Genomic DNA, 13,476 nt, shown 5'->3' with positions numbered 1-13,476 from the left:
TTGTATTGTTTTACTATCTGATCTGCCAGTGCAATATTTTCCTTACCTGAAAACAATTTCAAATAATGAATGGATGTCTGACACGCTTGCAGACGCCGTTCTGATCCTGGACCATACCGGGATGATTGTGTACTGCAACAATGCCGCAGTCACGGTTACAGGCTACGAAAAAGCCGAGCTCACGGGCAGTCCCTACGATCTGCTTTCCAGTGAGAAGATGGATTTATTCAGAAATTCGTACGAGTTCGGCCTGATTTCCAAAAACAAAAAGTTTGTGAATGAAAGCTGGAAGGTCCGCAAAGACGGCACTACCTTCTGGGCGGAAGCCACGATGGCTGCCATACGCGATGAAAACGGCCGGATCGCCGGGTATTCGTGCATTCTCCGCGACAGCTCGGAACGGAAAGCAGCAGAAATGCGCCTGCGCCAGCAGGAGGAACAATACCGGCTGCTGGTAGAAGGGGTAAAAGATTACAGCATTTTTATGCTTGATCCCGAAGGTTATATCAGGAGCTGGAACGACGGCGGCAGAAACCTGACCGGGTACGCTCCCAATGAAATTATAGGAAAACATTTTTCTGTTTTTTACACCGCACCTGACCTGGCCAAGCTGAAACCCGAGATTGAGCTGCAGACGGCCCGCCTCAATGGACGGTATGAGGAAGAAGGCTGGCGCCTCCGCAAAAACGGGTCTATGTACTGGGCCAGCATCGTGCTGACCGCCATGCTCAACCAGAACAACGAGCTGATCGGATTTTCGAAGGTGACGCGCGACCTCACGGAGCGTCTCAAGGAAGAAGAGCTCCTGCGGCAGAGCGAGGAAAAGTACCGCGCGCTTGTAGAGCAAGTGACCGACTATGCGATTTTTATGCTGGACGAGCGCGGCAAGATCGTGAGCTGGAACGAGGGTGCCAGGCGCATCAAGGGGTACACAGCATCCGAGATCATCGGCAAGTACTTTTCCATTTTTTACCCTCAGGAAGAAATAATCAAGGGCAAGCCGAACCTGGAACTCACCATTGCCAAGCGCGACGGGATGTATGAGGAGGAAGGCTGGCGATTGCGGAAGGACGGCACGCGATTCTGGGCGAGCGTGGTCATTACGGCAGTGTATAACATTGAAAAAACCCTGATCGGATTTTCGAAAGTGACCCGTGACCTGACCGAGCGCAAGATCGCCGAGCAGGAGATCAGAGAAACGTCGGACAAATACCGGCAAATGGCCCAGCAGTTGGAGCAGATCAATAAGGAATTGTCTGCCACGAACTACGAGCTGGAACAATTCAACTCGGTGGTTTCACACGACCTTCAGGAACCTTTGCGCACCATCAAAAGCTTCCTGTACCTGCTGGACAAGAAGCTTGGCGACAGCCAGGACGACCTGAAATTGTATGTGACCAAATCGACCAATGCTGCCGACCGGATGAAAGACCTGATTGGTGCCCTGCTGTCGTACTCGCAGATCAACATGGTTGAGATGAAGATCACGGAAATGCCGGCTGGTGAGGTCATCCAGAGAGCACTCAACAACCTGAAAGGTGCGATTGATGCCGCAGGTGCGGAAATTGTGGTAGATACCGCAGGCGAGACCGTGCAGGGTGATGAAATACAGCTCGTACAGCTGATCCAGAACCTGGTGTCCAACGCAATCAAATTTACAGACGGCCAAAAACCGCAAGTGACCATCCGCCTTCGTACGACTGAGGGACATGCACTCTTTTCGGTATCAGACAATGGAATTGGGCTGGATCCCGAAAGCAAGGAAAAGATTTTTGAAGTATTCCGGCGCCTTCATCATGCAGTCAGTTACCCCGGTACAGGGATTGGGCTGGCGATCTGCAAGAAAGTTGTTGAGCGCCATAAAGGCACGATCTGGGTAGAGTCTGAGCCCGGCACAGGAAGTACATTTTATTTTACACTTTGGCAACAAGGTTTACCAACCGTCCACATTCATGCATAAATACAATCTTGCCATCGTCGAAAATGATGAAGATGAACGCATGTTCATGCGCCAGGCATTTGAGCAATCAGGACTTTTTAATATTGTCGGGGAGTTTAATGCGGGTGATACCCTCCTCGAATGGCTGGTGAACGCGCCGCGGCAGCAACCCGACGTGATCCTGTCGGACCTGAACATGCCGGGTAAAAACGGCTATGACATTCTTATGACGGTTAAAGGTGACCCGGGCCTGGCGCGTATACCCGTGTTTGTCACGTCAACCTCCAACCTCGCCACTTTCCGGGAAAAATGCCTGCATCTGGGTGCAACTGACTACCTGGTGAAGCCGGAGCTATTTATTGATTACGAAGTATATGCCAGTGACCTGTACCAAAGGCTGAACACACTACCGCAATAATCCCGAATGCTACTCAATCATCCTCACCTTACCCCGACATGCCCTCTGAAAGAAGACCCCGAAACAAAGTGCAGGGGAAGGACCCCGATAGCCGCGGCGAAGCACTGCAGGCACAAAGGGAAGAATCCGGATCTGCGGTAGCGAACCATGATTTTTATGCCATTATAGCAGCGCAGGCGACCTCCCTCCTGTGGATGACGACAGCAGAAGGCAGGATTTCCTACCACAATCCCGCCTGGCTCGAATTTACAGGCCGGGCTATGGCATCCGAAGATGTCTATGCCGCGTGCGTGCATGAAGACGACCGCCATGCCTATCAGGAACAGGTAAACCATGCAACTGTGCAACCGCAAGCATTCGAAGCTACGTACCGGCTGCTGCATCACAGCGGGGCCTACCGCTGGATTCATGATGAAGCCCGGCCGGTAATTACGGACGATGGGCAACTTGTAAGTTTTGTCAGAACCGGTACCGATGTACATGACGCCAAAGTCGCAGCAGAGGCGCACTGCCGGCGGCTCGACGATCTTTTCAGACCGGCGCTGCACGACCTGCGCAGCAGCCTGGGAATCATTTCCGGCGCAGCCACGCTGCTGAAACTTACCCAAAAGGAAGACGACCGCGACCGTGCACTGGCAATGATCCACCGCAACCTTGAAGCAGTAAATGAGGTGATGGACCGCCTGCTGCAATATCCCAACCTGAGACCCGATGCTGCAGTTGATCCGTATGGGCAGGATCTTGTGTAAACCGGAGCCTACTACAACCCGGTTTCCGCCTGCAAGAATGCATGCCCACATATCCTGGCTTGCTGATCTTTTCAGGCAAAAAGTGCATAAAGAAAGACGAACTTTCCCTACCCTGCTACCAACAAAAAAAATGAAAACAGGCGCACGAAGCATTACACTCCGGCGCCTGTCTGAACCTTACATTGCGATTAAAAACTACTCTGCCGTAATCTGACCGTGTATATCATTCACGCCGACCGTCTTTGAAATACCTGTTTTTGTAAGCGCTTCCTGATAGTATTGTTCCAGCTCGGTGGCCCGGTGAGCTGCTGTATGATGGAGCAGTACCTTTTGGAATGCACGCTCAGCAATGGCATCGCGCTCCGGATCGGTGGTATCACGGAGCAGCCTCACAGTATCCTCCGCCGACCGGGAAATAAGGATTTCCCTTCCAATTTCAAAAATGCTGTCGAGCCCGTCCCAGTAGTCACTGATGATCGGGGTGCGGCAGGCCGCTGCTTCAAACAGGCGTACGCTCGGCGAGTACCCGGCGCGGATCATATCTGCGCGGGTAATGTTGAGGGTGAAACGCTGGCTGTTGTAAAATGCACGATGCTGCGCAGGAGGCAGATGTTCAATGCGTTCGACATTGGCGGGCCATGCAATGTCGGCCGGATATTGCGGTCCCGCAACAACGAAGCGCGACTCAGGCAAATGTTCCGCTGCCCGCACCATCAGTTCGTGTAGAGGAGGCTGCCTGTCGGCACTATACGTGCCTAAGTAGCCCAGTTCCCACTGTTGATCCTGCTGCTCCGGATAATACAGCTCGGGATCAAACGAACAGTAGAATGGCCTTGCCATGGGTGACCCATACTGCTGCTCAATGCGGTCGAGGGTAGGCCCACCGGTGAAGCTCAGGTACATATGGTATTGCGCAATGAGCTCAGGATGAATGTACTCGTAATCCCCGCGTTCTATTTTGGCCAGGGTTACGGGCGTATCAATGTCGTAAAAAGCGGTGATACCTCCGGCCGTTTCCACCACAAACTTGCCAGCTTCCACACCTTCCGGCACATAGGAGCCTACCATCACCAGATCGGCTTTCCGCACGGCCTCTTCGTGCCGGGTCCTCAGTTCGTCCAGGTCTTTGTACAAATGAATGCTGCAATACGGAAAATCGGTCAGGTCGCGATTGGAAGCATACCAGGGAACATCTCTTTCCAGAAACGTGACCGTATGCCCGTTTTTATGCAGCTCCCGCACCAGCCCGCGGAATGTGGTAGCATGCCCGTTTCCCCAGGATGAGGTGATGGACAGGCCCAGTATAACAATATCCAGTCTGTCGTTTTTCATAGCGCAGCTTTGGATAAAACAGGTTCTTCACTTAATACCCTTTCCAGCTCAACCACGCGGTGAGCGTAGGTATGCTGATCGAGCACTTTCTGCAATGCTGCCTGTCCTATGGCCCGGGCCTGCTCTTCGGTGAGCGAAGCCAGCAGCTCGCCTACCTCCTCGCCTGAGCGTGCTACGAGTATTTCCCTGCCCGGTTCAAAAAAGAAGTCGATACCTTCCCAATAATCAGTAATGATGCAGGCACCCGCCCCTGCAGCTTCAAAAACGCGGGTAGCCGGCGAAAAGCCGTATTTGGCCATGCTGTCGCGGCTGATGTTGAGCACGGCTTTCGGCGAGCAGTTCAGCGCATTGTGATCTTTGGTAAAAACATGGCCCAGGTAGTGAATATTGGCACTCATCGGCTTGTCGTGCCAGCCATTTCCGCCCAGGATAAAACTTTGCTCAGGCATTTGCGCAGCAACTTCCAGGAAAAACTGCTCCACCCTTTTCTCACGGTCGGGAAGCCGGTTTCCGAGGAATACCAGGTCGGCATGAAAGCGTTCTTCTTTTTCAACGGGATGATGCGTCTCGGGATCCAGCGCATTGTAGATCGGCACACACTTGCGGGCGCCTAGGGCTGTATAGGCATTGATCACGGGATCGCCACCTCCGTAAGTGAGCACCAGGTTGTACTGCGGAATCAGCTCGCGGAAGTAGTCCCCCTCTGTATGCTGCACCCGGTCGAGTGTTGCGGGCGCATCCACATCCCAGAAAATCACGAACTTATCCTGGCTGCCCAGCTTCGCTACTTCTTTTTCCAGCAGCTCGTCAAACACACCCACACCGCTTGTTTTGATGATCACGTCTGCATGCATGGCCTCTTCCAGCACCCGGAACACGTCCGCTTCATTGGGCTGGTACACCACTATGCGGGCGTAGTCCGGATCGGCTATGTCACGGTTTTTCTGACGGTCGTATGCGTCGGGTTCATAGAATGTAATCTGGTGGCCGCTTTCGTGCATGGCCCGGATAATGCCCCGGTAATATGTAGCGGCACCGTTCCAGTAAGCCGATACGAGGCTGGAACCAAAGAATGCAAATTTCATATCGCTATGGTGTTTTTTGAAAAGTTGTTTACGCCGATTTCCTCACAGATATCGTAAAGCTCGTCGGTGCGGTGGGCGCAGGTATGTTTGGCCAGGATTGTTTCGAGTGCATGCTGCTTCATGGCCGTAATCTCCGCATCGCCGGTCAGCACCTGATCGATCCGGCGCTTCATTTCTTCTTTATTTTTAACAAAAAGAAAATCCTTACCGGGTGTAAAAAGGCCTTCCGAATCGTTCCACGGAGCGGATAACAGGGGAATGCCGCAAGCCATCGCCTCAAACGGGCGGATGGTCGGGATACCCGGCAGCGACCTTACGTAGGGGCCCCTCGGTACATGTGCGGTAAACCGGTAGCGGGCAAATACCTCCGGCGCTTTGAAGTTGGGCAGCCAGCCCGCATAGTCAATCCCCGCATCCGCAAGCGCCTGTTTGGCATAGTCGGGATAGCGTACGCCGTAAATCTTAGCCTTGATATTCAGCTCCTTGACAGGCTCTATGATAAATTCAAACAATTCTTTGGTACGCTCCTCATCGCCCCAGTTACCGATCCACACCAGGTCGCCCTCGGGCGCCGCGTTTTCTATGGGATGAAAAATGTTGGTATCCGCCGCTTCGTGCCAGGTCCATGCTTTTTTCGCCCATTTTTCTTTCAGGTAAATGTCGCGGATCATGCCACCGAAGGCGAGCACGCCGTCGTACCTGGAAATGTCGTAGGCGCTCATACTTTCACGCTCTGTCACAGCCCGGTGGTGGGTATCGTGAAAAAGGAGCTTGAACCCATACCGCTGCTTCTTCTCCCCTATGGCCTTTACCAGCGCATGCTCATTCCATTCGTGCACAAGTACCAGGTCCGCGCCTTCCAGAACCTTGTCGAGGTCGATGGTGGCAGGGTTGTACTGGGTACTGCTCAGCAGCGGGTAGTACGTATGAAATTCATTTACAGCATCCTGCCCGTAATCTGCCAGCAGGTTCTGCAGGCTCCATGCGTTTTCAGGTTCGTAAATGGTCACCTTGTTTCCCCTGCGGATCAGCTCCGTCGAAATCCCCCTCAGAAAATGGGCATTTCCGTGGTTCCAGTCCGACAAGAGGGAATGGTAAAAAAGGACAATGTTCATAAACTCGTGTTTTGCTGTAACTCAATGCTTTTTTGTCCGGCAAGTGCACGGTACAGGCCAAGGTAGTCTGCGGCCTGGCGCGCTGTACTGAACTGTGCAGCCCTGGCCTGGGCTTTTTCAGCCAGTTGTTTCAGGTGAAAAGGATCTTCCATGAGCGTGTTCAGCCGGGCAGCCAGTGCTTCCGGATTTCTGGTATCCACGTAAACAGCTGCCTCACCCCAGATCTCCCGCAGGGAAGGAATATCCCCCAGTACCAGCGCACATCCCGAGAGCGCAGCTTCCAGTACCGAGAGTCCGAAGGGTTCGTACCGGGCAGGATGACAGTAAATGCCTGCTGATGCCAGCTCTGCCGCTACCTGCGCTGACCCGAGCTTACCCAAAGCCACAATGCTGCCCGCATCCATACTGACGGAATTATGCTCAAACTGGTTTTCACCTGCAATCCTCACAGGATACCTGAGCAGGTGCGCCGCATCGACAATCAGGCGGACATTCTTGGCCTCATCCCAGATCCGCCCCATGCACATGATTGTGCGCTCTTTTTCTCCTGCCGCAAAAAGTCCCGCGGTCCGGGCATTGTATATGACGCTGCGCGATCGGGGTACTCCGTAAATGCGGCAAATGTCGTCCATCATGGCCTGCGAAGGCGCTACTACATGATCAGCCTGCATTAATCCTGCCTTTACGCGCTGGTAATATACATCCCAGCCGGCATCCGGACGGCTTTGCTTCACGGCATCAAACCAGGAGAACACATCACTGTGCGCGACAGATATGACGGGTGTTTTCCACGGCATGGCAGCATGTGCGTAGCCGTTTAAATGGAGAATATCGGGCACAATCACGCTTTCGAGGGAGCGGAGGTACGCGCCCGAACGCTCCACATCCTCCCAGGGATCTTCCATCCATTCCAACCGGAAAGCCGTCTCGTAAATGGTGACATAATCGAGCGCTCCGGCTTCTTCCCGCTGCCACGGCTGCATGGGCGCCCCCATGGTGACCAGGTGAAAATGCACGCCCTCCGGACCCAGGGAACGGCAGAGATCCATAGCATAGGTCCACACGCCGCCCACCGTATCCGCAGTCATCAGTACTTTCAGCGGAGCGGAACGATCAGCTTCGGCCATAGATTTTATCCAGAACCACCGCCGACGACAGGAACTCTTCTGCTTCAATGCTGTACTCGGGATTGGAAGCGAGCTGTTCAATCCAGTGCACGAGGGCACGGCCACCCCAGGAATCGGGCGGGCTTACCAGCGTTTCACTTTTGGTACCCCAGTGCCGGTAGGCTTCAAAATCGTAGAAAGAACCGTTTATGTTTTTCATGGATACGGCTCCGTTTGTACCATAAAAAGATGCCTCGATCACCGCTTCACTTCCAGCCTGAAGGTTCCAGCTGCACTGCAGGGACGCACTTACATCATTGGAAAGATCCATGGTCACATTGGCGTAATCTTCCACCGCTTCATGCGCGGTGACGCGGGTACCCTTGCTATACAGGTGACTATTGACATGGTTGACTTCCGGGAAGCCAAGTCCCACCAGCATCAGATCGATGAGGTGAATGCCAAGATCGAGCACGCAGCCGCCACCCGAGAGTGACATATCGTAGAACCACGGCTTATCAGGCCCGTAGGCATTGTGAAATTTCAGGTCTACAGCAAATATTTTGCCCAGTTCCCCCGACTCGATGATCGGCAGAATCGCCTGGAATGCGGCTGTGTACCTGTATGAAAAATCGGCCCCGAGCAGCTTGCCCGAGCGTGCCGCAGCACCTACTACCGCCGCCACCTCACTGGCATTGCGGCCAAGTGGTTTCTGACAAAAAACAGCTTTGTGATGATCAAAGGCCATCACTGCCTGCTCCATGTGCAAGGCACTGGGCGTGGCAATTACCACACCGTCGATGCTGGGATCGAGGAGGGCGGCTTCGAAAATGGATGTTGGCTTGCTGGCCGGCGCGAGCTTCAGTGCTTCTGCCAGGCATTCTTCGGAAGGGTCCGTAACTACGGCTATTTCAGCAAGTCCGCTGTCGACAGCAGCCTGCAGGCGGTTACGGCCTATCCAGCCCACACCTGCAAATGCCAGGCGAGGCTTTGTATGAGTGTAAATTTCCAAGAGGTAAAAAAGTTAAATAGCTATAAGTGCTTTGATAAAACCATCGGGACGGTCGGCCGTCATGCGGAAGCCTTTTTCGAGCTGGTCAATGGACATGATGTCGCTGAAAAGAGCCTGCGGACGCAAGGTACCATCCACCACCGCAGCCACGGCCTGCTGCATTCCGTGCAGGTAACGTTCGGCTTTTCGCTCGTGCGCATTGATCACGTCAATACCTTTCCAATTCCATTTCTGAAGATTAACCTGGCGCAGACCATCCTGGTGGTAGCCCGCCACGACCATCCGGCCTCCCTCGGCCACTGCCTCGGTGGCTACGTCAATACCCTGCTGCTTGCCCGTTGCCTCGATCACCACATCGCAAAATGCGCCGCCGGTGATTTCGGAAACCTTGTTGGCAACTTCCCAGGTTTCTGTTAGCGGTACTACTTCATCGGCGCCGTACCGGGTGGCGTATTCCAGGGAAAAACGCCTTTTTGAGATGGCAATGACCTTCGCGCCCCGGCTTTTAGCAAGCTGACACAGTAAAATTCCCAGGAAACCCATTCCGATAATGGCAACGGTATCGCCGGCTGCAATGTGGCTTCGCTCAAAGATATTCATGGCGCAACCCAGCGGCTCGCCGGGAAATGGCATATTGCCCAGTACGCCGGGCAGCTTTACGACAGCATCTTCGGATGCGACGTCGTACTCGGCGTAAGCTTTGTTGGATAAAAATGCTACACGATCGCCTGCTTTGACGCTGGTCACACCCTCTCCTACGAGGTCTACGATACCCCAGCCTTCGTGGCCGGGAGTACCCGCTTCCACCGGATAGTTAAACCACTCCCGACCTTCCCAGAGCGGCAGGCTGGACGCACAAATGCCGCAACCTTCCAGTTTAATCCTGATTTCACCCGTCGAGATTTCGGGTACTGCACGTTCTTGTATTTCAAAAGTTCCCGGTCGGGTCAGTACTGCGGCAATCATTTATTGTTGTTTTAAAAAACTGAAGTAGCGGATTTCTCGCCTATTAACTGGGTGGACTCTGCCGGCCTGGATGCGTTTTCTACCAGCCACTGGTGCAGTTTCTGAACACCTTCGGTGATGTTGACCTTGGGCGACCAGCCGGTAACACCTTTGAGTTTACCAAAATCGGATACATAGTAACGCTGATCGCTCGACCGCCATTCGGCCAGCTTCACATCAGGATGGTCGCCATTGACAGCGCCAATCAGATCGATCAGTTCGAGCAGGCTGATGGCATTGTCCGGGCCACCGCCAATGTTGAATGCATTGCCGGAAATTTTCTCAATGTTGGCTGCTGCCAGCAGGAATGCATCCACAAGGTCTTCCACAAAAAGAATATCGCGCACCTGTTTTCCATCGCCGTACAAGGTGATCGTTTTTCCTTTCAGTGCCTGAATAAGAAAATGTGCTACCCAGCCCTGGTCTTCTGTACCAAACTGGTGCGGACCGTAGATGCAGCTCATCCTGAACACGGCGCTTTTCAGGCCAAAGGTGCGGGCGTAATCCAGGATGTACTGGTCTGCCACTCCCTTGGTACACCCATAAGGGCTGTGAAAATCAAGGTTACGCTCCTCGCTGATCCCGTTTTCACGGTAAAAAGTATCCTCAGGGTAGTAGCTCACATCATTCTGCAGCATGCGCAGATCGTGCAGGTCTCCGTAAACCTTGTTGGTAGACGTAAAAATAACGGGCGGCTGGTGTGCCGTATGCCGGATCGCTTCCAGCACATTGAGTGTACCCAGCGCATTCACCTCAAAATCGTGGTACGGATTGGTAAGGCTTGATGTTACAGCTACCTGCGCTGCAAAGTGGAAAATCTGGTCGGCACCCGAAACAGCCAGCTGCACTGCCCTTTTGTCCCGGATATCCGCGATCATCACAAGCACCTTTTCACCGTGCTTTTCTTTGAGCCAGAAAAGGTTGTTCTGTACTCCGGCACGCGAAAGGTTATCGAAAATCATTACTTGCTTGCCCTGACTCAGGATTCTGTCGGCCAGATTTACGCCTACAAAGCCAGCGCCGCCTGTAATGAGGGTGTATTTTTCAGTAAGACCGCTGATATCCACCTGCTCGGTAAGCCAGGCGTATTGCTGCACACTTTGAATACCCTGGTCAGCCAGGAGTGTGTACAGCAGCTTGGGCGAACCATCTGCGTTTTTCATCCCAAAATAGTACTCGCGCTCGTCAAGCTGAAAGCGGTCTACTGCCGGTAATGTCGCAGACAAATCTGTGAGACTATACCAGAACATGCGGTCGGCACCTGCATCAGCGGCATGGATGAACTCCCGCACCTGGCGGCGCTCATTTTTTTGCCAGGTAGAGAAGCCTGCTTCTGTAATCCAGATCTCCGCTTTGGAACCATGGGCTTCGAGCACTCCGCGCACCTTGGAGATCTCGGCATCCCAGCCTTCCCAGTGGTAATCGAACACATCCGGGAAGCCATGCACGCCTACTACATCAATGTATTGCATCAATCCTTTGCGGAACATCTCGCCCAGCCAGTGCGCATCAATGGGGCTCATACCACCAAGGACGGTTTTCTTGCCCTGCTGCTGTGCCCAGTTGGCTGCCGAACCGATCATTTCACAGAATGTATTCCACTCCGGGTCCAGCGTAAAGTCGTATTCCAATGCATTGTTAGGCTCATTCCAGAGCTCTATGTAATCAAAGTACTGGCCGTACGCCCGGATGATGGTGTCTGTGAAGTCAGCAAATGCCTTCGGCTCGCGCGGTGGCGAGGAGGTTTTGGCTTTGACGCCGATAGAAGGAGGTGTGTAGCAGAGGCAGGGCAATATTTTGAACCTGCTCCCGAGCTTCTCAAACAACCAGTCGAGCCATGCTTTTCCTTCGGGAAGGTGGTAGTCCGCCCAGGAGATGTTTGTACGGACACCGGTCACTCCCAATTTTTCAAAATCCTCTATCGCCTTTTCTACCTCCTGGTACTGGTTGATGTGAAACCATTGGACCAGTTCCAGGCTTTTTGTTGGTTCTTCTTTTTTATTTATCGAGGTATCATGCGCCATATGTCATTCACGGATTTAAGATTTGAGAGGATATTTTTTCTAAACGGTCAGCCCTCTTGTAACCAGCTCGTTCCTGGCATGTGCCACATTATCAACGGCAGTCTGCCCTTCCAGCCAGCTCGCCAGCTCGACCAATCCTTCTTCCAGTGAAATGCTGGGCTGATAGTTCAATATTTCCTTTGCTTTTGAGATATCCGCAAAGCAGTGACGGATATCGCCTACCCGGTATTTGCCGGAGATTTCAACTTCCAGATCTTCTTTCCCGAGCACGCGGGCCATTTTTTCGGCGATTTCAAGTACCGTGTAGGCATTGCCGCTGCCTACATTAAATGCTTCATATTTCGCGGCCTCTGTTTCGAGGGCGAGGCGGGATGCCTGTGCAATGTCGTGTACGCTTACAAAGTCACGGTGCTGGCGGCCATCCTCGAAAATCATCGGTGCATTGCCGTTGAGCAGCCGCGATGCGAAAATGGCGAGTACACCTGTATATGGATTGGACAGTGCCTGATTGGTACCATACACATTGAAGAACCGGAGTGCAACCGTCGGGATGTTGTATGCCTGACCGATCAGCAGGCACATGCGCTCCTGGTCATATTTCGACAAGGCGTAAATAGAGGCCAGCGATGGTTTTTTGGTTTCGGGTGTGGGGTATGGCGTCAGTACGTCGCCGTTTTCGTCCCTTACTTCCCAGTCGCTCTTTTTGAGCTGTTCCAGTTTGCGGTCAAGGCCGGGCATGATTCTGCCTTCGCTTGTTTTGTAAAGACCTTCGCCATAAATGCTCATGCTGCTGGCAACAATCAGCTTCTCCACAGGGTTATTAACCAGGGCTTCAAGCAGTACGGCGGTACCATTATTATTCACGTCCGTGTACTCGCGGATCTGGTACATGCTCTGACCTACGCCTACCAGCGCTGCGTAGTGGTACACTGCATCCACGCCTTTGAGCGCTTTTTTCACGGCTTCCGGGTCACGTACATCGCCAACGATCAGTTCGACTTCCTCGTTGAGGTACTCAGGCCTTACACAGTTTTTGCCATGTACCTGCTCACTGAGGTTGTCGAGTGCCCTGACATTGTACCCTTTTTCCAGCAGCTCGTCCGCAAGGTGCGAACCTATGAAACCAGCGCCTCCTGTTATTAGAACTGTCTTGCTCATTTGTGGTGTTAAGGTTTATCAAAAAATTGTATGCATGCCTCGAAAAGTGTGTGAATGGCAGCGGGAGCAGCTTACCCATCTGTATAGCCATTGTATAAAAAACCGCTCAGGTGTGTACAGGAAGAGCCTCTTGCATCTTGTTCCTTTTGAGCAGTATTACGGGAATGCCGGTTGGCATTGCATCCGGTTTGTACTAAAGCTTTGTACCTAAGTCATTATACGAAGGCATCAAAGCTTTGCTACGCACGAAGTGTTAAAGTATGTAGAAAAATTCAATTTATATTGCGTAATAAACCTATAATTCACAAAATCAGACACATAGATCATTCCAGCCCAATCGAAGACTGAAATGATGTGCTTCTAAATACAAGAAGAAGATGCTGAAAGGATCTTCTTTCCTCCTAAAAACCCCGGGCGCCCCATTTGCGAAAATTGGCAAAGCTATGTAGAGAACCGACCTCCTGCTTTTGGAATAGTGTTGCTGTTTTCCCCCAAAAAACAACAGTTACAGGAGAAGGCGCGCCTCGACCACG

General features: G+C 52.7%; 11 protein-coding genes. 3 read left to right on the top strand and 8 right to left on the bottom strand.

Annotation, left to right across the window (positions count from 1 at the left end):
- The first annotated feature begins 73 nt into the window (after positions 1-73).
- Genes HWI92_RS04965 through HWI92_RS04955 form a run of 3 tightly spaced genes read left to right on the top strand, consistent with a single transcriptional unit; the run spans position 74 to position 3,106 of the window.
- The gene (locus tag HWI92_RS04965; RefSeq protein WP_204661220.1) at positions 74-1,960 is read left to right on the top strand and encodes a PAS domain-containing sensor histidine kinase; all 1,887 of its coding nucleotides are present in this window, start codon (positions 74-76) and stop codon (positions 1,958-1,960) included.
- Positions 1,953-2,357 carry a response regulator gene (locus HWI92_RS04960; protein ID WP_204661218.1) on the top strand — a complete coding sequence of 135 codons (405 nt, stop codon included), beginning with the start codon at positions 1,953-1,955 and terminating at the stop codon, positions 2,355-2,357. Before HWI92_RS04965 ends, HWI92_RS04960 begins: the two co-directional genes overlap by 8 nt.
- A 38-nt stretch (positions 2,358-2,395) precedes the next feature.
- Positions 2,396-3,106 carry a PAS domain-containing protein gene (locus HWI92_RS04955; RefSeq protein ID WP_204661216.1) on the top strand — a complete coding sequence of 237 codons (711 nt, stop codon included), beginning with the start codon at positions 2,396-2,398 and terminating at the stop codon, positions 3,104-3,106.
- A 195-nt stretch (positions 3,107-3,301) separates the two neighbouring features.
- On the opposite strand, the gene HWI92_RS04950 is transcribed toward HWI92_RS04955, so the two are convergent.
- Genes HWI92_RS04950 through HWI92_RS04915 form a run of 8 tightly spaced genes read right to left on the bottom strand, consistent with a single transcriptional unit; the run spans position 3,302 to position 12,943 of the window.
- Complete coding sequence (locus HWI92_RS04950; protein ID WP_229248917.1) at positions 3,302-4,438, bottom strand: CgeB family protein; 1,137 nt, start codon at positions 4,436-4,438, stop codon at positions 3,302-3,304.
- Positions 4,435-5,523 (bottom strand): CgeB family protein, encoded by a 1,089-nt coding sequence (locus HWI92_RS04945; protein ID WP_204661214.1) that lies wholly within the window; start codon positions 5,521-5,523, stop codon positions 4,435-4,437. Before HWI92_RS04945 ends, HWI92_RS04950 begins: the two co-directional genes overlap by 4 nt.
- Positions 5,520-6,638 carry a CgeB family protein gene (locus tag HWI92_RS04940; RefSeq protein WP_204661212.1) on the bottom strand — a complete coding sequence of 373 codons (1,119 nt, stop codon included), beginning with the start codon at positions 6,636-6,638 and terminating at the stop codon, positions 5,520-5,522. The genes HWI92_RS04945 and HWI92_RS04940 overlap by 4 nt, the downstream gene beginning before the upstream one ends.
- A complete protein-coding gene (locus tag HWI92_RS04935) occupies positions 6,635-7,765 on the bottom strand; it encodes a glycosyltransferase family 4 protein (protein ID WP_204661210.1) in 1,131 nt (376 codons plus the stop codon). The genes HWI92_RS04940 and HWI92_RS04935 overlap by 4 nt, the downstream gene beginning before the upstream one ends.
- Entirely contained in the window at positions 7,752-8,756 is a 1,005-nt protein-coding gene (locus HWI92_RS04930; RefSeq protein WP_204661208.1) for a Gfo/Idh/MocA family protein, read from the bottom strand. The genes HWI92_RS04935 and HWI92_RS04930 overlap by 14 nt, the downstream gene beginning before the upstream one ends.
- Positions 8,757-8,768: 12 nt before the next feature.
- Positions 8,769-9,722 carry an MDR/zinc-dependent alcohol dehydrogenase-like family protein gene (locus HWI92_RS04925; RefSeq protein ID WP_204661206.1) on the bottom strand — a complete coding sequence of 318 codons (954 nt, stop codon included), beginning with the start codon at positions 9,720-9,722 and terminating at the stop codon, positions 8,769-8,771.
- Positions 9,723-9,733: 11 nt separating this feature from the next.
- A complete protein-coding gene (locus HWI92_RS04920; RefSeq protein WP_204661204.1) occupies positions 9,734-11,785 on the bottom strand; it encodes an NAD-dependent epimerase/dehydratase family protein in 2,052 nt (683 codons plus the stop codon).
- 39 nt (positions 11,786-11,824) lie between these two features.
- Positions 11,825-12,943 carry an NAD-dependent epimerase/dehydratase family protein gene (locus tag HWI92_RS04915; protein ID WP_204661202.1) on the bottom strand — a complete coding sequence of 373 codons (1,119 nt, stop codon included), beginning with the start codon at positions 12,941-12,943 and terminating at the stop codon, positions 11,825-11,827.
- Positions 12,944-13,476 lie beyond the last annotated feature (533 nt).

Source organism: Dyadobacter sandarakinus (assembly GCF_016894445.1).
In the GTDB taxonomy this organism is placed as follows: Bacteria; Bacteroidota; Bacteroidia; order Cytophagales; family Spirosomataceae; genus Dyadobacter; species Dyadobacter sandarakinus.
The sequence above is the reverse complement of the archived record's forward strand: the minus strand, read 5'-3'. Positions and strand labels throughout refer to the sequence as shown.